The following is a 23,933-nucleotide window of genomic DNA, read 5'->3' as shown; positions in this document are numbered from 1 at the left end:
TGTAGGAGCCGGCTTGCCGGCGATAGCGAGGGTGACTGACACACCGCCATCGCAGGCAAGCCAGCTCCCACAGGGGAATTGAGGAGAGTTTGAACATGCTGCAAGTCGATAAATTGCACCAGTACTACGGCGGCAGCCATATCCTGCGCGGCCTTTCGTTCGAGGTAAAAGTCGGCGAAGTCACCTGCCTGCTCGGCCGTAACGGCGTGGGCAAGACCACCCTGCTCAAATGCCTGATGGGCCTGTTGCCCGCCAAGGAAGGTGCAGTGAACTGGGAAGGCAAGGCCATCACCGGCTTCAAGCCGCACCAGCGGGTACACGCCGGCATTGCCTACGTGCCCCAGGGCCGGGAGATTTTCGCCCGGCTGACGGTGGAAGAGAACCTGCTGATGGGCCTGTCGCGCTTTCCCGGCCGCGAAGCCAAGCAAGTCCCGGCGTTTATCTACGAGCTGTTCCCGGTACTGCTGCAGATGAAACACCGGCGCGGGGGCGACCTGTCGGGCGGCCAGCAGCAGCAACTGGCCATCGGCCGCGCCCTGGCCAGCCGTCCACGCCTGTTGATCCTCGACGAACCCACCGAAGGCATCCAGCCCTCGGTGATCAAGGAGATCGGCGCGGTGATCAAGAGACTCGCCGAGCGCGGCGATATGGCGATCCTGCTGGTAGAGCAGTTCTACGACTTTGCCGCCGAACTGGCCGATCACTACCTGGTGATGTCCCGGGGTGAAATCGTCCAGCAGGGCCGTGGTGAAAATATGGAGGCCGAGGGTGTACGCGGCCTGGTTACCATCTAATCTGTAGCGTCTCGTTACCAAGCACCGGCCATGACCCTTCCTGCCCCCTCCGCCCTGTTCACCCCCAGCTGGCACGCCGCGCTGGAGTTGGGCTATGCACGATTCGGCGCGACCACGCGTCCGGTGCTGCGCCGCCACCTGGGCCCGCTGCGGGTGCAAAAGCACCTGTATGCCGAAGGCCCCGAGGTGTGCCAGCACATCATCGTGCACCCACCGGGCGGGATTGCCGGGGGGGATCGCCTGGACATCACCGCCCATCTCGCGCAGGGCGCATGGGCGCAACTGACCAGCCCCGGCGCCGCCAAGTGGTATCGCGCCAGCGGGCCGGCGTATCAGCAGTTGGCATTGACGGTCGAAGCCGGCGCCACCCTGGAATGGCTGCCCCAGGAAACCATCGTGTTCAGCGCTGCCCAGGCCGAACTGCGCACCCGCATCGACCTTGAAGGCGACGCCCGGTTGTTCTACTGGGACGTGGTCGCCTTGGGGCGTCCGGCCAGTGGCGAGCGTTTCGACCTTGGGCACTTTCAGTCGCACCTGGATATCCGCCGCGACGGCCAGTTGCTCTGGCATGAGCGCCAGCGCATCGTGGGCGACGACGGCCTGCTCGACTCGCCGATTGGCCTGGACGGCCAGCCGGTGTTTGCCACCTTGCTGGTGACCGGTGAAATCGACAGCGAACTGCTTGAACAGTGTCGCGCCCTGCCCCACGCGGTGCGCGGCGACCTGACCCAGTTGCCGGGTTTGCTGGTGGCACGCTGCCTGGCCGGCGAGACGTTGCAGGCCAGGGCCTGGTTGATTGCTTTATGGCGGCTGTTGCGCCCGGCGCTGCTGGGGCGTGAGGCCATGCCACCAAGAATTTGGAACACATGAGATCAAAATGTGGGAGCGGCGGTGCGACGATTCGACTTGCTCGCGAATGCGGTGGGTCAGTCATGGATATGTTGACTGATACACCGCATTTGCGAGCAAGTCGCACCGCCGCTCCCACAGTGGACCTGTGTTGTTAATAATTGTTTTTCAAAACGGATTGCTGACCATGGACCTGACCCCACGGGAAAAAGACAAACTGCTGATCTTCACCGCCGGCCTGCTGGCCGAGCGTCGCCTGGCGCGCGGGGTGAAGCTCAATTACCCGGAAACCATCGCCTACATCAGCGCTGCCCTGCTCGAAGGCGCGCGTGACGGGCGCACCGTGGCCGACCTGATGCACTTTGGCACCACCCTGCTCAGTCGCGAGCAAGTAATGGAAGGCATCCCGGAAATGATCCCGGATATCCAGGTCGAAGCCACCTTCCCCGACGGCACCAAACTGGTGACCGTCCACCAGCCCATCGCCTGAGACCCGACCATGCCCTTGCTGATTCGTGACGCGGTACACGGCGACCTGCCGGCGATCCGCGACATCTACAACGATGCCGTGCTCAACACCACGGCGATCTGGAACGACCAACCGGTGGACCTGGGCAACCGCCAGGCCTGGTTCAGTGCACGCCAGGCGCAGTTCTATCCGATCCTGGTGGCCGTGGAGGCCGACCAGGTGGTCGGCTATGCCTCATTCGGTGACTGGCGGCCCTTCGATGGCTTTCGCCATACCGTCGAGCATTCGGTGTACGTGCGCAACGGCCAACGCGGCAAAGGCCTTGGCCCGTCGCTGATGCAGGCCTTGATCGAACGCGCCAGAGCCTGTGGCAAACATGTGATGGTCGCCGCCATCGAAAGCGGCAACCTGGCCTCGATCCGCCTGCATGAGCGCCTGGGTTTCAGCAGCACTGGGCAAATGGCCCAGGTGGGCATCAAGTTTGGCCGCTGGCTGGACCTGACCTTCATGCAACTGATGCTCAACCCTGGCGCCCAACCGCCGGCGGATCACAAGGAGTCATAACGATGAGCGCTGCCCAACTGCGTCGAGTGAATGCCGAAAGTTTTGCCCATTACCGCCAGGGCTTGATTGAGCTGTTGCTGGATGCCGTGAAGCACGGCGCTTCGGTAGGCTTCATGGCCGACCTTGACGCGGCCCAGGCACGTCGCTACTTCGACGGTGTACAGGCCGGCGTCGAGGATGCCAGCCTCCTGCTGTGGGTGGTGGTGCGCGATGAACAGGTACTGGCCAGCGTGCAACTGGCGCTGTGCCAGAAAGCCAACGGCCTCAACCGTGCCGAAGTGCAGAAGCTGCTGGTGCTCAATGCCGCCCGGCGCCACGGCCTCGGCCAGCAATTGATGAGCGCCCTGGAACTGTGCGCGCGCCAGCACAAGCGCGGCCTGCTGTACCTGGACACCGAAGCCGGCTCACCCGCCGAAGCCTTCTACCAGGCCTTGCGCTACACCAAGATCGGCGAACTGCCGGACTACTGCCAAAGCCCGGACGGGCGCTACAGCCCGACCGCCATCTACTACAAGACCCTGGGGCAACCTGCATGATTCCTGGCCAATATCAGATCCAGCCTGGCGACATCGAACTGAACGTGGGCCGGCGCACGCTGAGCCTGAGCGTGGCCAACAGCGGCGACCGGCCGATCCAGGTCGGTTCCCACTACCACTTTTTTGAAACCAACGACGCGCTGACCTTCGATCGCGCCCTCAGCCGCGGCATGCGCCTGAATATTCCAGCGGGCACGGCGGTGCGGTTTGAGCCGGGGCAGAGCCGTGAGGTGGAGTTGGTGGAGCTGGCAGGGTTGCGCCGGGTGTTCGGGTTTGCCGGGAAGATCATGGGTGATCTTTAGGGCCTCATCGCAGGCAAGCCAGCTCCCACATGGGAATGCATTTCAAATGTGGGAGCTGGCTTGCCTGCGATAGCGGATTCACATTCAACACAAATTCTTCAGGACACTCCCATGAAAATCAGCCGCCAAGCCTACGCCGACATGTTCGGCCCCACCGTCGGTGACAAGGTCCGCCTGGCCGACACCGAGCTGTGGATCGAAGTCGAACAGGACTTCACCACCTACGGCGAAGAAGTGAAATTCGGCGGCGGCAAGGTCATCCGTGACGGCCAGGGCCAGAGCCAGTTGCTGGCCGCCGAAGTGGTCGACACAGTCATCACCAACGCACTGATCATTGATCACTGGGGCATCGTCAAGGCCGATGTCGGCTTGAAAAATGGCCGTATCGCCGGGATCGGCAAGGCCGGCAACCCGGATATCCAGCCCGGCGTGACCCTGGCCATCGGCGCCAGCACCGAAGTGATTGCCGGCGAAGGCATGATCCTGACCGCCGGTGGCATCGACACCCATGTGCATTTCATCTGCCCGCAGCAGATCGAAGAGGCACTGACCAGTGGCGTGACCACCATGATCGGCGGCGGCACCGGCCCGGCTACCGGCACCAACGCCACCACCTGCACCTCCGGCCCGTGGCACCTGGCGCGCATGCTGCAAGCGGCGGACGCGTTCCCGATGAACTTAGGTTTTACCGGCAAGGGCAACGCCAGCCTGCCAGAGCCCTTGATCGAACAGGTCAAGGCCGGCGCCATCGGCTTGAAGCTGCATGAGGACTGGGGCACCACCCCGGCCAGTATCGACAACTGCCTGAGCGTGGCCGACGAATACGACGTGCAAGTGGCGATCCACAGCGACACCCTCAATGAGTCAGGTTTTGTCGAAACCACCCTCGCCGCGCTCAAGGGCCGCACCATCCATACCTATCACACCGAAGGTGCCGGCGGCGGGCATGCGCCGGATATCATCAAGGCCTGCGGTTTCCCCAACGTGCTGCCCAGCTCCACCAACCCGACCCGACCGTTCACCCGCAATACCATCGACGAGCACCTGGACATGTTGATGGTCTGCCACCACCTCGACCCGAGCATTGCCGAGGACGTGGCCTTCGCCGAAAGCCGCATCCGCCGCGAGACCATCGCCGCCGAAGATATCCTGCACGACCTGGGCGCGTTCTCGATGATCAGCTCCGACAGCCAGGCCATGGGCCGTGTCGGCGAGGTGATCATGCGCACCTGGCAAACTGCCGACAAGATGAAAAAGCAACGCGGGCCCCTGCCCGGCGATGGCGCAGGCAACGATAACTTTCGCGCCAAGCGCTACATCGCCAAGTACACCATCAACCCGGCGATCACCCATGGCATCAGCCATGAAGTGGGCTCCATCGAAGTCGGCAAATGGGCCGACCTGGTGTTGTGGCGCCCGGCATTCTTCGGTATCAAGCCCACGCTGATTCTCAAGGGCGGGGCGATTGCCGCAAGCCTGATGGGCGATATCAACGGCTCGATTCCCACGCCGCAGCCGGTGCACTACCGGCCGATGTTCGCCAGCTTCGGCAGCGCGTTGCACGCCACCAGCCTGACGTTTATCAGCCAGGCGGCGCTGGCCCAGGGCCTGCCGCAGGCGCTGGGCCTGAAAAAACAGATCGGCGTGGTCAAGGGCTGTCGGACCGTGCAGAAAACCGACCTGATCCACAACGACTACCTGCCGGACATCGAAGTCGATCCGCAGACTTACCAGGTCAAGGCCGATGGGGTGCTGCTGTGGTGCGAGCCGGCCGAGGTATTGCCTATGGCCCAACGCTATTTCCTGTTTTGACGGTTCGCCCCCTACCGAGGCCCTCTCAGGGCCTCAAGTCTGCAGCCCTTCGCGAGCCGGAACACGGCCCATGATCTGATCCGTGAGGCTGCACAGCAGGTTCTTGCGCTGGTCCCCCAGGCTTTCCATCTCGGAAAAATACTCCTCGTCACTCATCACCGTACCAGGGGTGACGTTTTGCGCAGACTTGCCCAGGGTGCGCGCGCAGGCATCGATGGTCTCACGCAGGACCTGCTTTTGCTGGGCCGACAGATTCCCGTCTGCCGCCCACTCCTGCTGGGCGGCAAGCAAGCTGGTCAGCGCGTCGCCCTTGTTCTCCAGCACCTTGAAATCATTGCTGTTGAGCGTCTGCACATACTCGGCCCAGAAAGGTTGCTCCACGATCAAGTTCCGCAACTGATCTCCCTCCTCCAAAGCCCGTACACGCAGATAGGCTTGCTCCAACATTCTGTCCGTGACGTCTGGCTCCCTGAACATCATGCTTCTGGATTGCCACGGTAAATCCAGGCGTTCGGCCAGCCGGGTGGCGTAGGCCAGATAGATTTCTACCTCGTCGATACTGCGTACCCTATTGCCCTGTGCATCAACCTGCTGGATGGGATCGCCTTCTGCGTCCGACTGAGGAAAATTGCGCCCCTGTTTGAGCAGTTCGGCGACTCGCGCATGGGCGATCCGACCTAACTCCTCAAGTCTGGAGCGACCTTTGGCCAGGTCCAGAAGCTCGATTTTCTTTAATGCAGCGCTGGGAATCGCATTGGCTTGATGCACCAACACCTCCGCCCCCATGGCGTTGAACAACTGCGCACCGGCATCGACGCATGTCGTTGGCGCTAAAGCCATCTGGAACAATGTTTCACGCAATACGCTGTCATCGTGCATCGCTTCGATCATGCGCCAGACCTTGGCGGTCAAGTCGGCCTTGTAGGCCGTTGTCCCGGCATCGGATGACTCGCTCAGCTTGCGCAGCTCATTGAAAAACGGCTCGCTCCCCTCAACCTCCTCGAGCGCATCCCACAGCTTGGATTTTTCCAGCCATTGCTGCTGCGTCAAACCAGCCATCCAATGCGCGCTTTCCAGGGTCCCCCGAGGCGGAAAAGTACGCTCGGCATCCAGCCCGATGGACTCGATATAGAGCTTGAGCCGCTCGAGCACACTGGGCGTCAGCAGCCCGCGAGTCACCACGGTCCTGGCGAGGATCTGCGCCCTGTCCGAGCCTGGAGCCACATCGGCAATACGCGTGAGCGAATTGCCACTCAAGTCCAGAAAGAAACTGCGCGGCCTGGGACGGGCAAAAAGGCCGGCCGGCCATTCCTGCAAGCCACAACCCGCCAGGTGCAACCAGTGCAGGTACGGCATGCGACTGACGTTCAGCGACATGCCAATCGGATTTCCCTCCAGGGACAACGAAACCATTCGACTCATCTGTTTGAGGTGCTGGGCGGTCTCTGCCGTCAGCACCACCTGGTTATCCGCCAGGTCCAGCCCCTCCATAAGCGGCATGTTCGCCAGGGCGGGGGGCAGCACGGTCAAGCGGTTGCCGTTCATGTCCAGTAGGCGCAACCCGCGAAACGCCGAGAGAAAGCGCGCGCCTTGATCGCTCACTCCGCAATCCGCTATCTGCATGTTGGAAACATGATCAAAGTTAGCGGGCAGCGCCGGCAAGGTTTCCAGCTCTGCGCCTAGGGCCAGTCGCTCCGAAAGACGGTTGGCATGCAGATGAATTTTCATCCCCCGATAGTGACCGCCCGCGTCGAGATCCCATTCGCCGCTCTTTTGCCAGGCGTCCAGGATGGCTTTCATGATCGTGTACCGCGCCCGCAAAACCGAACGTGCACGCCCCTCCTGCAACATCCACATCTGCATTGTGTCCTGCAAATCCCCAAACTCATGCTCCAACAGCCTGAGCCAACGATCATCGTGGGGAGGGCGCCCTTGCAGGTATTCCTCCATCTGCTCATCGGTCATGCTGGGGTAAAGTGTCCGCAGCCGGCGACGGATACTCAGCGCCTGACTCCCCGACCCGCGGCCACTCAGTGGGTATCCACGTTTGCCGCCCGATGCGCGACGGGGAGAGCGGAAAAAGGGTTTTTTACGCGGCTGCATACGCAGTACGGTGCGTAATGCATCCCGCGGCAGTGCCCGCTGAATGATCAGCCCCCGCAGTTGTTCACCCTGCCCGACATGGGGCAGGCCAAGCGCCTTGCGATGGGCATCGGGCAAGGCATGTTGCAGGGCTCCATACAAGCCGTTGATGCCGTGCAACTCATTGCCCCGCTCATCGAATGGCTGATAACGCCCATCCGACATCCGCACCAGGACTTTGCAACTGCTCGCGCCTTCGGGGCCGAAAGCGGCGCGCAATGTGCCGTGCAGGGAAGCCTCGCGCACCTCAATCCGGATGTCATCGCGCCAACCGGGCAGGTTTTCCAGGGAGTGAAGCACCAGCGCCTCGGTATCCGGATTATCCAACGCATCCAGGTAAAGCCCTTCATAGGCCTGCAACAGGCGCCTTTGCGCCTGCAGCTTGCGCGCTTCTTCACCCAACCGTAACGGAATACGTTCCTTAGTGACGGTCGTCTCCAGTTCCTGCGGGGAGGCCATGTCGAGCAACTCCTGGGCCATAGAAGCCGACAGGCGCTTGAAGTCTCGCAGCAAAATCCGCAGCTCCGGGCTTTCAGGAGGACGGCGCGAGCTGTACAGGCTCTTGAACAGCCGCGTAAGTTGCGTGCCCGCATACTGCGCCAGGCGATTGGTCAGCTCGGCGACGCGAGACGGGGTGTCAGAGGCGACTCGCTCCCCCAGCAGCGCCATTGACTGCTCGTGGGTCAGACTCTCGACAATGCGCCTGGGCAGCTCGCCCTGCATCAGCTCCATGCGGCTGATGCGAATCACATCGTCCGCCGAGGCCTGGGGGTTTCCGTAACGCACCCCAGGCTCCCCCACCTCATACACCTCGATGCACTTGGTGGCCGGCCAGTGGGGTAGTTCGATCGCCATGGTTGCGGCATACCCGGCCCGATCAGCCGAGAGGCGCCCGGCACGTATTTGCTCTGCGAACCCCGTCGCATCCCGATAAGCACGAAACTGCCGGGCGGTATCCAGCAGCACCGCTGGCACAGGCTCATGATGAGCGTGCATCCGGCGTAACCGGCCTTCGTCGACGTCACTGACCTGGCGGATCTGCTCCAGTTCACTCTCGCTAAAACCTTCCATCGAGGCGCCTATGCGGCGCATCAACACTGCCCCCGTCCACTGGCCGGGCTGATCGGCCTCATGCAACCAGGCCTCTTGGCCGTTGCTGCGTAACGCCGGCTGGTAAGCATCGGGCTGTGTCGGATGCTGGATGCGGTAATGATCGCCACTGGGCTGCTCGACGATGCGATAGTGCCTGCCCTCCAGATGCAGCGTGAGTTGCCCGTTATGCCGAGACACGCCTCGCTCATCGGCCTGAGCCTGAGGCGGGAGTCAGGCAGCTCGTACCCATCCAGGCGCGGGCGCCACAATGCGTGCTGGCCATTGGGTAATGTCACCCGTTTCAGGCCTTCGACATGGCCCGACCATTGAATCTGGGGCAATACGGTAGCGCCCGTGGCGATAAAGGCCGTGTTGAGCGCCACCGACGAGAAACAGCGCCACATCTCTCTGATCTCATCCTGCTCATAAGCCTCAATCCCGCTGAACACGTCGGACATCATCTGTGCCGCCCCCACTGCCAGCATGATCGGTCCCAGTCCCGGCACCACAAACGCGGCCATGTTGAACACGTTGATCACGGCATCGAGAAAACCTTCCAGCCGCCTGATCCGAGCCTCCCGATCCTCGTCATCGGTCGTAACGGCAACGGCCCTGGCATCGGCGAGCAACTTGCTTATATGCGCCTGATGCAACTCGCGCCACAGGTTGCCGGTAATCGCAAACTCGCCGATAACCAACGTGGCTGGCGAGGCCTTTAGCGCAAAATCCGTCGTGGCCTCGGTAGAGCCCTCCGGCTGGTACAACGTATTGAATTGCTGAAAGAACCTCCCCTGTTCCTGCAAGGGCACAAACTGACTGAAGAAACGCCGATAGGCGAGGCTGTGCAAGCGAACCCTTAAATCGGCCATGAACTCGTCGCCAGAGGGGTATTCCTTGAGCGGCTGCTGCGGATCGTTGGGGATATACACCACCAACCGCTCGGTACGACGGCTGCCCGGGCGATCCGGCCCGATCAACAAGGGCCCTACCAGCACAGAGCCGAAAATCGTGGGGGCGGCAAACGTGACCGGCCGGCCGTCCAGGGTAGCCTTGTGTGGGTCGATCAGCAGTTGCTCAAGCATTTTCCGAGCGTCGGCACTGATACCGTGTTTGATTCGACTACCACCTCCAGGATGAAGCTGCAGTTGCAGGCTGGCGACCTCCATACTCAGTACGAACTGCTGGCGTCGATGGGCCTGCCATTGGTCCTCCAACGCCTTGCGCCTGGCTTGATCCTGTGGCTCAAGCACACTTTTGAGATGTTCCTGATACCGCGCGCCCAGGTCCAGAGAACGACACAACTGGGCAAACTCGTGGGGCAAAATTGGCAGCGCCTGAGCCTCAAGGTCTTCAAATCCGGGAATCAGCTCGCGATCAAACGCCGAAAAACGGGTGATCACCTGGCAATCGCTGCAACTGGATCGCTGCTCTTCGTCGGGGTCGAAATTGGCCAGCGCAGCCTCCAGCAGTGTCACCGCACGATAGCGGTAATTGAGCTGCGAATCGGTGGACTGCTCGAAGACCAAAAAGCCGCCGAAGTCATCCCGCCCTTTTTTAGGCGCGTACTTACGAGCGAAGTAAACCTGCCTGACGTCCAGGGTCAGGTTAAAGCGTTTCTGGATCGCCGCCTTAAGCAGCGGCTCGGCAAAATCGAGCACATCGTCAATGCGCCCGAGAGTGTCTTCAAGGCTGTTCTGGGCTTCGCGGTACTGTGTGTGAGCGGCGGCCAGGGCAAGCCGGGCCCCGGGGCTTGCCCTACGGTACCAAGCGGGCAATTGCAGTGAATGGCTGGCCAGTTCCTCCTGGCGCGCCTTGGGCGCCTGCATGAACCAGGAGGGCACACGGTTTTTCAGGAGGTCGTAATGCACCCCCCGATAGCCAGAGGCGACAGCACTGAGCGAAGGAGAAACGGGCGAAGGAGTATTTGGCATTTAGGCTCATCCGTGAACAGACATAAGCCTTCAGCCTATCGAACGAACTCGCGCTTAAAGCACATATAGTTGTTCGATAGCGCCTGCCAAATCATCACTCCGCCCGATGCCTCTTGACGCTAGCGGATCAGAACTGCTCGCGCGGGTTGAACGCAGCCTTGCGCGCCAGCTCCTGCCACAACGCCTTGACCTCCTCATCCGCGCTTTTTGGCATCACCGCCTTGAGCTGCACATACAAGTAACCGCGCTGCCCGGCCTTGTTCAGCAAGCCATGGCCCTTGGCGCGCATGCGCTGGCCATTCTGGCTGCCGGCCGGCACCTTGAGGTTGATCTTGCCCGTGAGGGTCGGCACCGCCACTTCCGCACCGAGCGCCAATTCCCACGGCGCCAGTGGCAAGGTAATCACCAGGTTTTCGCCTTCCACCTCGAACTTCGGATGGGGGGCAAAACGGATGATCAGGTACAGGTCGCCATTGGCGCCACCGCCAACCCCCGGTGCGCCCTGGCCCTTGAGGCGGATCCGTTCACCATCGGCCACACCGGCCGGGATCTTCACATTCAGGCTCTTGGTGGTGTTGCTCACGTGCTGGCCTGCCGCATTGTATTGCGGTACCTGGAAGCTGATCGCCTTGGACTCGGTGGACAGCGTCTCTTCGAGGAACACCGGCAGCTCCATCTCCACATCCTGGCCGCGACGGCCTGGGCTGCGCCCTTGAGCGCCACCAAAACCATTGCCACGGGAGCCGAAGATCGAACTGAAGAAGTCCGAAAAGTCGCCAGTATCCTGGCCACCGTCAAACCCGCCACGGCTCTGCCAGCCTGGCGGCCCCTGGAAGGGCTGACCGTGCTGGCCATAGCGGCGCAATTCGTCGTATTCGGCGCGCTTGTCGGCGCTTTTCAACGCCTCATACGCTTCCGAAGCATCCTTGAACTTGGCTTCCGCGTCCTTTTCCTTGCTGACGTCGGGATGATACTTACGGGCCAGCTTGCGATAAGCGGCCTTGATCTGCTTGTCATCGGCCGTCGGCTCGACACCAAGAATCTTGTAATAGTCTTTGAAATCCATGGGGGCATCACCATCCGTTATCGAGATCGCACAGTCGGGCCCTGCCTGCCTGGGCAGTGCGAGGCGGTTCGAGGTGCGTCAGAAAATCATCGGCGGCTTGCAGGACAAACTTGATCCTTTCGACAGCCACCAACCGTATGCACAGGAGTTGGGGGCAAAGAGCCGACCTTTCAAGGTAACAAGTCTGCTGTATTTAGCGGATAGTCGGCCTACGCATCTGCGCGCGGGTGACATACACTGCGCGGCCGTTTTTTAACCGGAACCTGTTAGACATGAACAACCCATCCCCAGCCCGTGCCTGCGGCATTGACTTCGGCACGTCCAACTCCACTGTCGGCTGGATCCGCCCCGGCATGGAAACGCTTATCGCGCTGGAGGACGACAAGATCACCCTGCCCTCGGTGGTGTTCTTCAACTTCGAAGAGCGCCGCCCGGTCTACGGCCGCCTGGCGTTGCACGAGTACCTGGAAGGCTACGAAGGCCGCCTGATGCGTTCGCTCAAGAGCCTGTTGGGCTCCAAGCTGATCAAGCACGACACCAGCGTGCTGGGTACGGCCATGCCCTTCAAGGACCTGTTGGGCCTGTTTATCGGCCAACTCAAGCACCGCGCCGAAGCCACCGCCAGCCGTGAGTTCGAAGAAGTGGTACTGGGCCGCCCGGTCTTTTTCGTCGACGACGACCCAATGGCCGACAAAGAGGCCGAAGACACCCTGGTGGACGTGGCCCGCAAGCTGGGCTTCAAGGAAGTCTCGTTCCAGTACGAACCGATTGCCGCGGCCTTCGACTACGAGTCCACCATCGAAAAAGAAGAGCTGGTGCTGATTGTCGACATCGGTGGTGGTACGTCCGATTTCTCCCTGGTGCGCCTGTCGCCGGAACGGCGCAAGCATGACAACCGTCATGACGACATCCTCGCCACCGGCGGCGTGCACATCGGCGGTACCGACTTCGACAAACAGCTCTCGCTGGCCGGCATGATGCCGCTGTTCGGCTACGGCAGCCGCATGAAAAGCGGCGCCTACATGCCCACCAGCCACCACATGAACCTGGCCACCTGGCACACCATCAACTCGGTGTACTCGCAAAAATCCCAGATTGCGCTGGGCAGCATGCGCTACGACATCGAAGACACCGGTGGCATCGACCGCCTGTTCAAGTTGATCGAGCAACGCGCCGGCCACTGGCTGGCGATGGAAGTGGAAGAGACCAAGATCCAACTCACCCACGACGACAACCGCCATGTGCTGCTGGACCGGGTAGAAGCAGGCCTGAGCGTAGAACTGAGCCGCGCCCTGTTCGAATCCTCCATCGACAACCTGCTGGAGCGGGTGCGCAACAGCGTGACCCACCTGCTGGACGATGCCTCGGTGGACGTGGCCCAGGTCGATACGGTGTTCTTCACCGGCGGTTCCAGCGGCATCCCGGCCCTGCGCCAGAGCATTGCGGCGATGCTGCCCAATGCCCGGCATGTCGAAGGCAACATCTTCGGCAGCATCGGCAGCGGGCTGGCGATCGAGGCCAGCAAGCGTTACGGCTACTGATCTTTAGTTAAAACCGTGGTGCGCCCTTCGCGAGCAAGCCCGCTCCCACATCTAGACCGAGTTCCACCTTGGGAATGCAGTCTAAATGTGGGAGCGGGCTTGCTCGCGAAAGGGCCAGTCCAGGCCCCCTCAATCCTCAGACCATCCCGCCCAGCTTCAACTCACTCTTCAAATACGCATAGTAGATCGGCCCCGCCACCACCCCCGGCAGGCCGAATGCGGCTTCAAACACCAGCATCGCCAGCAGCAGCTCCCAGGACTTGGCGCTGATCTGCCCACCGACAATGCGTGCATTGAGGAAGTACTCGACCTTGTGGATCACAATCAGGTAACCCAGTGCCGCCACCGCTACCCAGATCGACAACGACAGGGCGACGATGGTGATCAGGGTGTTGGACATCAGGTTGCCGATCACCGGCAGCAAGCCCAGCAGGAAGGTGAGGACGATCAGGGTCTTGGTCAGCGGCAGGTGGATCCCCGCCAGCGGTAGCACCACCGCGAGGAAGATCCCGGTAAAGAGGGTGTTGAGCGCTGCGATTTTGATTTGCGCGAAGACAATATTGCGAAAGGCCTGGACCAACAGGTGCAGGCGATCGAACAGTGCGGCAGCCAGAGGCTTGCGCTTGGTCACGTCGGGGACTCGTTGCAGGGCGATGATGGCACCCAGGACCATGCCGATCAGCAAGGTCACGAACATGTGGGCAGCGTCTTTGCCGACCAGTTGCAGATCGCTCAGGTGCTTGCTCAGCCAATCGCCGATGGCCACGCGAAATTCGGCGGCGCTGGCCGGCAGGTAGGCGTCAAGGAACGGTGGCAGTTGGCCGCGGGCGCGGTCGACCACCCCCATGAATTTGTCCAGGGAGGCCCCGGGATTTTCCGCTTCGTGCAGCAGGAAGCTGATGGCGCCGGCGAAGATCAGGGTCAGCACGCTGACAATCACTGTGCCGAGCAACGCCACCGCCAGCCAGCGGGCACGCCGGCCTTCGATCAGACGCTGCAGTTGCGGGGTGAGCATGTTGACCAGTTCGAAAACCAACAGGCCGGCCAACAGGCTGGGCAGCAGTTTTAACGGCAGGACCAGTAACAAACCGCCGAAAATGATGATGTAGCTGGCCAGCAACACCACATGACGCGAAGAAAACGTTGGCATACAGCCTCTAAACGAACGGCGTTAAAGGATGGGCAGTCTGCCAGCCTTGGGGTAATCAAGCGAGAAGTCTGATGGCAATGAACGCTATCACCTGTGGGAGCGGGCTTGCCCACTCCCACATGGGTATCTAAGCGGGTCAGCCTTTAAGGCAAGTACTCATAAAGGTTTTACGCGCATCGCCGGCCAGCGCCTTGGTTTTCGCCGACGCGTTGCAGTCCTTCATCTTTTGCTGCTGCGGGGTCAGGGTCTTGGCGTCGTTGGCGGCCGGGGCCGAGAGGCAGGTTTTCATAAAGGCCTTGCGTTCGTCGCCCTTCAAGGTCTTGGTGGAGGCTTCGGCATTGCAGGTGGTCATTTTGTTTTGCTGGGCAGTGGCCGCAAACCCTTGGGAACAGAGCAGCAGACCGATCATCAACAACGGAACACGCAACATCTTCATGGAGTTTTCTCCCTGTTACCACGCCGAGGGGCGCGGCCTCCCCTGCAGTGTAGACAAAGCCTGTTACACGTTCACCTGCTACGTAGGTTCATTCGTCGATACTGCTCCGGGGTACTGCCGGCCTGGCGTTGGAACATCGCGATAAACGCCGAGGCGGTGCTGTAGCCCAGGTCAAACGCCACTTCCTGCACGCTGCGATTGCTTTCCAGCGCCTCAATGGCGGCGAGAAAGCGCAGGCGCTGGCGCCACTCGCCAAAGCTCATGCCCAGTTCGCGCACAAATTGTCGGGCCAGGGTGCGCTCGCTGACATGCACCTGCTGCGCCCACTGCGCCAGCGCGCGGTTGTCCCCGGGATCTGCCTGCATGCCTTCGAGCACGCTGAGCAGGCCGGGGCTGCTGGCATACGGCAGGAAACAATCATGCACCGGCGCCTGGCGCAGTTGGTCCACCAGCACTTGGGCCAGGCGCACGTCAGCCTCGTTGGCCGGGATGTTCACGTCGCGTTCGGCAAAATCACTGAGGATGGCCTTGAGGATGTTGCTGATGGTCAGGGTGCAGGGCTGCGTAGGCAATTGCTCGCACAACGACGGCGCCAGGTACACCGAGCGGTAGACAATCGCCTGGGCGTTGTAGGAACTGTGCTGAGTGTTGGGCGGAATCCACACCGCGTACTGCGGCGGCGACATAAACCGGTTGCCGTCCACTTCAAAGCGCATCACGCCACGGGCCGAGTAATCCAGGGAACCCCAGGCATGCTGATGGCGGGAGGCACGGCTGTCGGCGGCAAATTCCGAGTAGCGAAAGTACACCGGGGCCGGCAGTACGTCGAAATCAGGCAGGTTGATGTAGGTCTTGGACATGTTGTCTGGATACAAAGGTGGCTTGACCGGATCGAAGTATAGGCTTCGATCCAGACAAAGGATAATCACCCTTCACTAACGTTCCTGGTTCCTTGCAATGCAATACGCTTATCCGCTGTTGGCCATTTTTATCTGGGCCGGCAATACCGTGATCAACAAACTCGCCGTGGGCTCGATTTTCCCGGCCGAGATCGGTTTTTATCGCTGGCTGCTGGCCGCCCTCCTGTTTACCCCGTTCATGCTCAAGCCGGTCCTGGCCAACTGGGCGCTGATCCGCCCCAACCTGGGCAAGATCGCCGTACTCGGCGTGCTGGGCATGGCGGTCTACCAGAGCCTGGCGTACTACGCCGCGAGCCTGACCAGCGCCACCAACATGGGGATCATCCTGTCGCTGATGCCGTTGATGGCCCTGACGGCAGCCATTATCAGCCTCGGCCAGCGCCTGACCTTCGGCGCCCTGACCGGTGCAGTGCTGTCATTTGCCGGGGTGGCGGTGGTGGTGTCGTCCGGCAGCCTCGGCGCGCTGCTGCAACACGGGGTGAACCTGGGCGATGCGATGATGCTGGTGGCCACCCTGGCCTACGCGATCTACAGCACCCTGCTGAAAAAATGGCAGCTGCGCCTGCCGCCGCTGGTGCTGCTGTATTTGCAGGTGCTGGTGGCCGTGGTGGTGCTGTTTCCGCTGTTCCTGGCCTCGGACAAGGTCGGCCTGGGCCCATCGAACATTGGCCTGGTGGTGTATGCCTGCCTGCTGGCCTCGATGATCGCGCCGCTGGCGTGGATGCATTCGGTCAAAAACCTGGGACCGAGCCGGACCACGCTGTTTTTCAATCTGCTGCCGTTGATCACCGCGTTGATCGCAGCGGTGGTGCTCAAGGAGCAGTTGGCGCTGTATCACCTGGTGGGGGGCGTGCTGACGTTGGGCGGGGTGATTTTGTCGGAGCGGTGGACTACACCGGTCAGGCGCGTCGCCTGACAGATGGCTATCGCCGGCAAGCCGGCTCCTACAAGGGAGCCTTTTGCGCCTAGACCCCGGCCGCCTTCAACCGCCGGGCATGCTCGACAAACAGGCGAATCGGCTCGGCGCCCTTGCCCACCAGGCCCAGTGACTGGTTGACGATATCAAAATGGTCCAGCGCATAGTCATCGCCGATCACCGTGCCCAGGTGTGAGCTATAGCGCCCGACCATGCCGTCGCACTGGCCCTTCTCCCTGACGAAGGTCCGTGCAAACAGCCGGCAACTGCGGTGGGTGCCGTCCAGCAGGTTGCGCCCGCGATCGGTCTTGCCCGGCTGCAAGGTGCCGGACCAGGAGTAATAGCGCACGCCCCCCACTTCCTCGGGCCCCTGCCCGCCCCAAGTATCTGGCAAGCCCTGGGGATACTGGCGATTGAACAGTGCCACCCCTTCGCTGGTCAGCGACTGATGGGAGGCGTGGATATCCGCTGCAAAGCGCGGGCCGCGGTAGCCGGTTTCCAACAGGCCCATCAACGCCCCCACCAGGCGCAGCAGCGCACTCATGATGCGGCCCTTGGCGCTGTCGGCCGGGTAATGGGTGTGCAGGTAGTCCGCCAGTTCCGAACCGTGGTTGGGCCCGGCCACCGAGGTGACCGAAGCCACCCATTCCGGACGTTTGGCCGCCGCGTAACGGGCGGTAAGCGAGCCCTGGCTATGGCCGATCAGGTTGACCTTGCCGGCGCCGGTCTGGCGGCGTATCTGCTCGATCTGCACCAGCAATTGCTCGCCGCGCACCTCACTGGAGTTGAGCGGCGCCACTTGCACTGCAAACACCTGCGCCCCGCCGGCACGCAAGGCCGGGACGATGCCGTACCAGTACGGGTACAGCAGCAGCCGCACAAACCCGAGCATGCCCGGCACCAGAACCAGGGGATAACGTGTAGCCAATGTCTGCGGCATGAGGGTAAACGTCCTTGAGAGAGGCGATTGGGCTGATCCTAGACCAGCCTTGGGGCAATCGATATGGCACCCGACGACATCCGATAAAACTTTTTGCGCCGCGCGGCACTCACAACTTTGAGTGATCACATCACGAGAGTGTGGCGCAACCCCGGATGTCGCCCTGAGGAGAATGAAATGACCGACATGCATTTGTCTGACGTAAGTACCCTTCGCGAACGTGCACGCAAGAATGTGGAAAACGGCGCGGTGACCGAAGGCTACAGCGCCGACCGCGAAGAGATCCTGCGCCTGCTCAACGAGTCGCTGGCCACCGAACTGGTCTGCGTCTTGCGCTACAAGCGTCATTACTTCATGGCCAACGGCCTGAAGGCCAGCGTCGCCGCCGATGAGTTCCTGGAGCACGCCAACCAGGAGCTGGAACATGCCGACACCCTGGCCGAACGCATCGTACAGTTGGGCGGCGAACCAGAGTTCAACCCGGACCTGCTGTCCAAGCTGTCCCACGCACAATACGTGGCCGGCAAGAGCTTGAGGGACATGGTCTACGAAGACCTGGTGGCCGAACGCATCGCGGTGGACAGCTATCGCGAGATCATCCAGTACATCGGCGAGAAAGACCCGACCACCCGCCGCATCTTTGAAGACATCCTGGCCCAGGAAGAAGAGCACGCTGACGATATGGCGGACATTCTCAAAGACCTGTAGGCCAGCCAGCACCACTCACTAATGTGGGAGCGGGCTTGCTCGCGAATGCGGTGGGTCAGCAATGGATAGGTTGACTGATACACCGCATTCGCGAGCAAGCCCGCTCCCACCTTTAGCCTTTCACCGTCTTCGGCGCCTTGCCTTCCCTCATCTGCTGCAACAGCGGCACACACTGGTTCGGCTCATCCCCGCTCGGCGCTACCAGCGCCAGCAAGCCTGCCGCCGGTGCAACGATCACACCCAGCGCCACCATCCCCGCGCCACGCAGCAGTAGCGGTACCGCCTTGACCCCGGCATTGGGCTTGATAAACGGCCCGTTGACGTACAACGGCGAGCGCAGCGAAAACAGGCGAAAGCCCTTGGACTCCGGCGTGATCGTCAAGTCCAGTTGTTCGCTGGCCATGTTCGCGGTGCCGTCGATATAGATGATCGCGTTCTCGGTATCGAACACAAACAGCCGGCTGGTGGCCAGGCCGGTCTTGATGCCGAAATCCGCCGCCGCGCAATTGATCTTCACTTCCTTGTCGCCAAACAGCTTGCCGATCACATAGTTGCCCACGTTCAACCCGGCGATCTCCATCAGGCTGCGGCTGATCGCGCCGTCGTTGATGAGCATTTTCAGCTCACCATTGGCACTGCCCAGCAACGCCGCCACCGAGTTGCCGCGCCCGGCGATATCCGCATCGCCGTTGAGTTCACCGAAGCTGGTCTTCATCGGTTCAAAGGTGGGGAACAGTTGCTTGAGCTTGAAGTTGCGCGCCGTCAACTTCGCCCGGCCCTCCAGCGGGGTGATGCGGCCATTGAGGCGGACCTGCGCATCGAGCCTGCCACCCGCCACGCCAAAGCGCAGGGGTTCGAGGCTCAGTTGGCCATCGTTGAGCACCAGGTGCGTGTAGAGATCGGTAAATGGCAGGTCAGCGCTGTGCACGATGCGCTTGCCGGTGAACTCGACGTCGGCATCCATATCGCGCCAGCGCTCGGTGCGAAACTCCTCCACCGGCAGCACCTTGGTCGCCGGTTGCTTGCTTTCACCGCCGCGGGCCTTTTGCTTGGCATTGGAATCGGCACCGATCAGCGGCGCCAGGTCGGCCAGCAGCAGTTGGTTGGAGACCAGCGCGCCACTGAGCTTGGGCCGTGGCTGGCTGGCGACATAGGCGAGGTTGCCGTGGATATCGCTGTTGCCGATCTTGCCGTTGAAGTTGTCATACCGGAACGACGCACCGCCGGCTTCATGCAACTTGGCAATCAGGCGTCCATCGGTGGAATAGGCAGGTGAGTCCGGCAGGGTCACGCCGGTCAGCGGGTAAAGGTTGCCCAGGCTGGTGCCGGACAGTTTCAGGCGCAAGTCCAGGGCGCCGAGGTTCAGCGGATCGGTCAGGGTGCCCGCCAGGGCGATATTGGTATCACCGATCCGGGCCTCGGCTTGCAGGGGGAATGGCTTGGCGGCGTCTTGCAGGGCCAGCAACCCGCCGATCTTGCCGCTACCGGCCAGTTTCTGGCCATGGTACTGGCCACTGACCTTGAGGCCAAAGGCATAGTCCTGGGGCGTGGTGCCCTGCTCCTGGGCCTTTTTGGCGTCGCGCTCGCCGACGATGTCGTTGAATGCAATGGGCTTGCCCAGGGGGTCGATGAGCACATCGAGCCGAGTCTTGAGGGTCTGGTCGTCGAGGGTCACACGGCCCTTGTCGAAGCCAATGGCGCCAATATCCACCACCCAGCTGGAGGGTTCGGCATTCGGGTCCTTGGGATCGAAGGTAAAGGTCCAGTTGGCGCGACCATCGGCCAGGCGCTGCAACTCGGCGCTCGGTTCGGTCAGGTCGATGCGCGGGATCACCACACGCTGGGCCAGCAACGCCAGGGGCGAGATGCGCAGTTCGACGCGCTTGAGGGTGACCATCTGCGGCTGTTTCGACCACTCGGGGTTGCCCAGGCTCAGGTCTTCGGCCACCACATGGGGCCACGGCACCCAGGCGCGCCAGCCACCTTCGTCCGGCTCACGCTGCCAGACCACCGCCAGGTTGCCATTGATGGCAAAGGCACGATGCAGCTCTTCGGAGACTTTGGCATTGAGTTGCGGCTTGATCCGGTTCCAGTCGAAGAACACCAGGATCAGGACCACTGCGGCGATTAACAGAACGAAGCAGGCACTGCTCCAGGCAAGCATTTTACGAGTGCGCGTCATTGCACAGGGCTCCTGATTACGACTGCGCGTGCCATTGGCAACGCGCGCAAGGACTAAAGCTTATATGGCTACGACTGGCAAATGGCCTGGGGGTTTAACCGCAGATGGGAATTAGCGGCCAAAAGCGCTTTTTTTGACTGATCCGACAGTTTCCCGCCTCGACGGCGCACCGTTGTTACCCATGCCCGTGTCGAAAATACCCACCCCGGTGCAAAAGCGCGGGCTTGAGAGGCGCGACCTAGAGCCCCGGCGCAGAACAATCAATTCTGTTGATTATTACCATTGTGTTTATGAACTTTTATATCGAGTTATCGAGAGTAGCATGAGTCCTGTACCCACTTTATCGCCCTCCCAAGGAGCAACTCATCATGAAACGCCAATTACTGCTCAGTGTTGCACTCTCTGTCCTGGCCACCAGCGCTTTTGCCCTGCCAGCCGCAGAACAAGCGATTCCACAAGTCAAATCTGACGCTGCACACATCAGCCAGACCGTTGCCGAAGGTGGTCGTGATCGCCTGGAACAGAAAGGCTTGGTTGAAGGTGGCTCGGACCGTCTGAAAGAACGCGACGCCGTAGCTGAAGGCGGCCGTGATCGCCTGGAACAGAAAGGCCTGGTTGAAGGTGGCTCCGACCGTCTGCAAAAACGCGAGTTCGTCACCGAAGGCGGTCGTGATCGCCTGGAACAAAAAGGCCTGGTTGAAGGGGGTTCGGACCGTCTGCAAAAACGCGAATTCATCGTCGAAGGCGGTTCCGACCGTCTGGATCAAATGCACAAAGCCACGAGCTAAGCCTGTGCTGGCCCTTAAAAAAGCCCGATCCCCAGCGATCGGGCTTTGACTTTGTGTGACCCGCCCCACCTTTGTCCTGTTTCAAGTTCGACGCCGGTAAAGTTGTTTTGCTAGAGTGCGTCGCTGTCCTTGTCTACAAAGCCCACCCGCCAATGCTCCCCCGCGCCGAACAGAAGCAACAGACCCGCCTTGCCTTGATGGACGCAGCCCGCCATCTGATGGAGTGTGGCCGAGGGTTTGGCAGCCTGAGCCTGCGCGAAGTGGCCAAGAGCGCCGGTATCGTGCCCACCGGTTTTTACCGTCACTTTGCCGATATGGACCAACTGGGCCTGGTGCTCGTCAGTGAGGTCGGCCAGACCTTCCGCGCCACTATCCGCCTGGTGCGCCACAACGAATTCGTCATGGGCGGCATCATCGATGCCTCGGTACGGATCTTTCTCGATGTGGTAGCGGCCAACCGTTCGCAATTTTTGTTCCTGGCCCGTGAGCAATACGGCGGTTGCCTGGCCGTGCGCCAAGCCATCGGCGCCCTGCGCGAAGACATCACCTCGGACCTGGCGGCCGACCTGACGCTGATGCCCAAGCTCCAGCACCTGGACGCCGAGGGCCTGCATGTGATGGCCGACCTGATCGTCAAAAGCGTGTTCGCCACCCTGCCCGACATTATCGACCCTCCCGCTGCCGCCCTGCCGGCGCACCTCACACCCCAGGCCAAGATCACCCAGCAACTGCGCTTTATCTTTATCGGCCTCAAGCACTGGCAAGGCCTGGGCAGCACCGAATAGGCCGCTCAGCGCACCGCTTGGAAACGCTTGGCGGTGGTGTAGTTTTTCTTCCAATAGCTGTTGGCCAGTGAGTCGATGCGGATACTCTTGCCCTTGCGCGGCGAGTGAATGAACTTGCCCTCGCCGACATACAGGCCGACATGGCTGATCTGGTTGCGCCCATTGCCCCTGAAAAACACCGCGTCGCCCGGCTGCAGCGCATCACGCTTGATCGTCGCCGCCGTCGAACGGTGCATCGCCGCCGTGGTGCGTGGGATGACAATGTTGGCCTCGGTCTTGAACAGATAGACCAGTAAACCGCTGCAATCGAACCCCTGCTCCTGAGAGGTGCCGCCCCATTTGTAGGCGGTGCCCAGCAATTGATGGGCACGGTCGACCACATTGTCGATGCTCGGCTGCGGCACGCTCTGCAGCGATGAGCTGAAGGGAGCCAGCGAGGTATGGCGCTTATTGAAGTTGGCCGAAGCCGAGGACGTGACGCCAAACAGGCCGGCAATCAGTACACATAAAAATGACTTGAACATGATGAACGTCGCAGTGGATTAAACACGGGGTGCAATCCTAGTGAAGCGATGCGTAGCAAGATGAACGGAAAGTCGAAGATGCTCGTAGGACAAATCCCAAATCGTCCCTACATATAAATGGCCCTGGTCAAATCGCCCAATTCAGGTGCCTTTACATCCCATCACGCACCAAAAAAGACCACTTCAGCACCAGCCAGCGCCCCGTTTAGTGGCGCAACCCCCATAGCCTACGGTGATTTCCTACGCCAAGCCTGGTTGGCAAGCCCCTTGCTCTAGCCTGTTTATCGCTCATAGCTGGAAGCTTCCTGATGCTGGTGATCCACCGCCGAATCGCCCCCCAACCTGTCTGGGCCGCAGAGTTACTGCTGAACTTCGAAGCCCGCAGCAAAAGCCGCCTGCGCTGTTTCAGTGCCGAGGGCGAAGACGTCGGCCTGTTTCTGGAGCGCGGCCAGCCGCCGCTGCACGATGGGGAATTCCTACAGGCTGAAGACGGACGTGTCGTACGTGTCTGCGCACGCCCTGAACAACTGCTGCACGTCACCTGCAGCAGTGCCTTCGAACTGACCCGTGCGGCCTACCACCTGGGCAACCGCCATGTGGCCCTGCAAGTGGGCGACGGCTGGCTGCGCCTGCTCGATGACTACGTGCTCAAGGCCATGCTGGAGCAATTGGGCGCCCACACCCAAACCCTCGAAGCACCGTTCCAACCAGAGCACGGCGCCTACGGTGGTGGCCATCATCACTCGCGCCACGGTGATGAAGACTTCAACTACCCGCCCAAACTGCATCAGTTCGGCGTGCGCCTGTGAACCCCGCCTGGGCGCTGTTGCGTCTGGCCAGTCCGCAATTGCCGATTGGCGGCTACAGCTATTCCCAAGGCCTGGAAATGGCTGTGGAGAACGCCCGGGTCAGCAATGCCGACAGCGCCCGACGCTGGATCAGCGACCAGTTGCTACTCAATCTCGCGCGCTTCGAAGCACCGCTGCTGCTTGCCCATTGCCAGGCCGCCGTCGACCAGGACTGGGGGCGCCTGCGTCAACTCGGTGAAGAACACCGCGCCAGCCGCGAAACCCGTGAGCTGTTCCAGGAAAGCCGGCAAATGGGCTATTCCCTGCAACAACTGCTCAGTGGCCTGCCGGAGCTGGATGAAGCAGCACGCCGGTTTCTCGACGCCACCGGTGAACCCCATCTGGCCCTGGGCTGGGCACTCGCCGCCCGCGCCTGGGCGATCAGCCCCGAGGATGCCCTGGCCGCCTGGCTGTGGAGTTGGCTGGAAAACCAATTGGCGGTGCTGATGAAGACCCTGCCCCTGGGCCAACAGGCTGCCCAGCGCCTGACCAGCGAACTGCTCCCATTGCTGCAACAAGCCCAGCAGGACGCCAGCCAGCGCGATCCCCATCACTTTGGCAGCGCCGCGTTCGGCCTGTCCCTGGCATGCATGGCCCACGAGCGCCAGTACAGCCGCCTGTTCCGTTCCTAGGAGAAC

23 protein-coding genes are annotated in these 23,933 nt (G+C 61.4%); 14 read left to right on the top strand and 9 right to left on the bottom strand.

The genetic code is table 11. From position 1 onward, the window contains the following. The first annotated feature begins 95 nt into the window (after nt 1-95). The 7 genes from urtE (at nt 96) to ureC (ending at nt 5,326) form a co-directional block, all read left to right on the top strand. The gene (gene urtE / locus HZ99_RS20520; RefSeq protein ID WP_038445635.1) at nt 96-794 is read left to right on the top strand and encodes an urea ABC transporter ATP-binding subunit UrtE; all 699 of its coding nucleotides are present in this window, start codon (nt 96-98) and stop codon (nt 792-794) included. Nucleotides 795-824: 30 nt separating this feature from the next. Next, nucleotides 825-1,664, top strand: a complete 840-nt coding sequence (locus tag HZ99_RS20515) for an urease accessory protein UreD (protein WP_038445634.1) — start codon at nt 825-827, stop codon at nt 1,662-1,664. Between the two features lie 166 nt (nt 1,665-1,830). Further along, complete coding sequence (locus HZ99_RS20510; protein WP_038445633.1) at nt 1,831-2,133, top strand: urease subunit gamma; 303 nt, start codon at nt 1,831-1,833, stop codon at nt 2,131-2,133. A 9-nt stretch (nt 2,134-2,142) separates the two neighbouring features. Further along, nucleotides 2,143-2,676, top strand: coding sequence for a GNAT family N-acetyltransferase (locus tag HZ99_RS20505; RefSeq protein ID WP_038445632.1), 534 nt, complete (start codon nt 2,143-2,145; stop codon nt 2,674-2,676). 2 nt (nt 2,677-2,678) lie between these two features. Next, nucleotides 2,679-3,212, top strand: a complete 534-nt coding sequence (locus HZ99_RS20500; RefSeq protein WP_038445631.1) for a GNAT family N-acetyltransferase — start codon at nt 2,679-2,681, stop codon at nt 3,210-3,212. Then, nucleotides 3,209-3,514, top strand: a complete 306-nt coding sequence (locus HZ99_RS20495; protein WP_038445630.1) for an urease subunit beta — start codon at nt 3,209-3,211, stop codon at nt 3,512-3,514. Before HZ99_RS20500 ends, HZ99_RS20495 begins: the two co-directional genes overlap by 4 nt. 111 nt (nt 3,515-3,625) lie before the next feature. Next, nucleotides 3,626-5,326: an urease subunit alpha gene (ureC, locus tag HZ99_RS20490; RefSeq protein ID WP_038445629.1), complete on the top strand. Its 1,701-nt coding sequence runs from the start codon at nt 3,626-3,628 to the stop codon at nt 5,324-5,326. A 33-nt stretch (nt 5,327-5,359) separates the two neighbouring features. Here the strand turns inward: ureC and HZ99_RS29290 are convergent, their stop codons facing one another. The 3 genes from HZ99_RS29290 to HZ99_RS20480 all read right to left on the bottom strand — a co-directional run bounded on the left by HZ99_RS29290 (nt 5,360) and on the right by HZ99_RS20480 (nt 11,557). Beyond that, nucleotides 5,360-6,385: an NEL domain-containing protein gene (locus tag HZ99_RS29290; protein WP_235205606.1), complete on the bottom strand. Its 1,026-nt coding sequence runs from the start codon at nt 6,383-6,385 to the stop codon at nt 5,360-5,362. 2,174 nt (nt 6,386-8,559) lie between these two features. After that, nucleotides 8,560-10,491, bottom strand: a complete 1,932-nt coding sequence (locus HZ99_RS29285; RefSeq protein ID WP_235205537.1) for a dermonecrotic toxin domain-containing protein — start codon at nt 10,489-10,491, stop codon at nt 8,560-8,562. Nucleotides 10,492-10,618: 127 nt separating this feature from the next. Continuing rightward, on the bottom strand, nt 10,619-11,557 hold the full coding sequence (locus tag HZ99_RS20480) for a DnaJ C-terminal domain-containing protein (RefSeq protein WP_038445628.1): 939 nt from the start codon (nt 11,555-11,557) through the stop codon (nt 10,619-10,621). A 272-nt stretch (nt 11,558-11,829) separates the two neighbouring features. Between HZ99_RS20480 and HZ99_RS20470 the strand changes: the two genes are divergently transcribed. Further along, nucleotides 11,830-13,098: an Hsp70 family protein gene (locus tag HZ99_RS20470; RefSeq protein WP_038445626.1), complete on the top strand. Its 1,269-nt coding sequence runs from the start codon at nt 11,830-11,832 to the stop codon at nt 13,096-13,098. A 136-nt stretch (nt 13,099-13,234) separates the two neighbouring features. Here the strand turns inward: HZ99_RS20470 and HZ99_RS20465 are convergent, their stop codons facing one another. The 3 genes from HZ99_RS20465 to HZ99_RS20455 form a co-directional block, all read right to left on the bottom strand. Next, nucleotides 13,235-14,248 carry an AI-2E family transporter gene (locus HZ99_RS20465; protein ID WP_038445625.1) on the bottom strand — a complete coding sequence of 338 codons (1,014 nt, stop codon included), beginning with the start codon at nt 14,246-14,248 and terminating at the stop codon, nt 13,235-13,237. Between the two features lie 136 nt (nt 14,249-14,384). Beyond that, nucleotides 14,385-14,684 (bottom strand): PsiF family protein, encoded by a 300-nt coding sequence (locus HZ99_RS20460; RefSeq protein WP_038445624.1) that lies wholly within the window; start codon nt 14,682-14,684, stop codon nt 14,385-14,387. A gap of 71 nt (nt 14,685-14,755) precedes the next feature. Continuing rightward, nucleotides 14,756-15,544 (bottom strand): AraC family transcriptional regulator, encoded by a 789-nt coding sequence (locus HZ99_RS20455; RefSeq protein ID WP_038448138.1) that lies wholly within the window; start codon nt 15,542-15,544, stop codon nt 14,756-14,758. A 97-nt stretch (nt 15,545-15,641) separates the two neighbouring features. Here HZ99_RS20455 and HZ99_RS20450 point away from each other — a divergent pair, with 97 nt between their 5' ends. After that, a complete protein-coding gene (locus HZ99_RS20450) occupies nt 15,642-16,520 on the top strand; it encodes a DMT family transporter (RefSeq protein ID WP_038445623.1) in 879 nt (292 codons plus the stop codon). 49 nt (nt 16,521-16,569) lie between these two features. Here HZ99_RS20450 and HZ99_RS20445 read toward each other — a convergent pair whose 3' ends face one another. Beyond that, nucleotides 16,570-17,460, bottom strand: a complete 891-nt coding sequence (locus HZ99_RS20445; protein ID WP_038445622.1) for an esterase/lipase family protein — start codon at nt 17,458-17,460, stop codon at nt 16,570-16,572. A 177-nt stretch (nt 17,461-17,637) separates the two neighbouring features. Between HZ99_RS20445 and HZ99_RS20440 the strand changes: the two genes are divergently transcribed. Beyond that, entirely contained in the window at nt 17,638-18,168 is a 531-nt protein-coding gene (locus HZ99_RS20440; protein ID WP_038445621.1) for a ferritin-like domain-containing protein, read from the top strand. A 112-nt stretch (nt 18,169-18,280) separates the two neighbouring features. Here HZ99_RS20440 and HZ99_RS20435 read toward each other — a convergent pair whose 3' ends face one another. After that, complete coding sequence (locus HZ99_RS20435; protein ID WP_038445620.1) at nt 18,281-20,350, bottom strand: AsmA family protein; 2,070 nt, start codon at nt 20,348-20,350, stop codon at nt 18,281-18,283. 368 nt (nt 20,351-20,718) lie between these two features. On the opposite strand from HZ99_RS20435, the gene HZ99_RS20430 reads away from it, so the two are divergent. Together HZ99_RS20430 and HZ99_RS20425 are read left to right on the top strand one after the other, a co-directional pair. Continuing rightward, the gene (locus HZ99_RS20430) at nt 20,719-21,138 is read left to right on the top strand and encodes a hypothetical protein (protein ID WP_038445619.1); all 420 of its coding nucleotides are present in this window, start codon (nt 20,719-20,721) and stop codon (nt 21,136-21,138) included. Nucleotides 21,139-21,290: 152 nt separating this feature from the next. Continuing rightward, nucleotides 21,291-21,923: a TetR family transcriptional regulator gene (locus tag HZ99_RS20425; RefSeq protein ID WP_038445618.1), complete on the top strand. Its 633-nt coding sequence runs from the start codon at nt 21,291-21,293 to the stop codon at nt 21,921-21,923. Between the two features lie 5 nt (nt 21,924-21,928). On the opposite strand, the gene HZ99_RS20420 is transcribed toward HZ99_RS20425, so the two are convergent. Beyond that, nucleotides 21,929-22,447, bottom strand: a complete 519-nt coding sequence (locus HZ99_RS20420) for a C40 family peptidase (RefSeq protein WP_038445617.1) — start codon at nt 22,445-22,447, stop codon at nt 21,929-21,931. Between the two features lie 308 nt (nt 22,448-22,755). Between HZ99_RS20420 and ureE the strand changes: the two genes are divergently transcribed. Further along, nucleotides 22,756-23,256 carry an urease accessory protein UreE gene (gene ureE / locus HZ99_RS20415; protein ID WP_038445616.1) on the top strand — a complete coding sequence of 167 codons (501 nt, stop codon included), beginning with the start codon at nt 22,756-22,758 and terminating at the stop codon, nt 23,254-23,256. Continuing rightward, complete coding sequence (locus HZ99_RS20410) at nt 23,253-23,927, top strand: urease accessory protein UreF (RefSeq protein WP_038445615.1); 675 nt, start codon at nt 23,253-23,255, stop codon at nt 23,925-23,927. The genes ureE and HZ99_RS20410 overlap by 4 nt, the downstream gene beginning before the upstream one ends. Nucleotides 23,928-23,933 lie beyond the last annotated feature (6 nt).

The sequence above is a fragment of the Pseudomonas fluorescens genome, from assembly GCF_000730425.1.
Classification (GTDB): domain Bacteria; phylum Pseudomonadota; class Gammaproteobacteria; order Pseudomonadales; family Pseudomonadaceae; genus Aquipseudomonas; species Aquipseudomonas fluorescens_X.
This window is presented reverse-complemented; position numbering and strand designations above follow the sequence as displayed.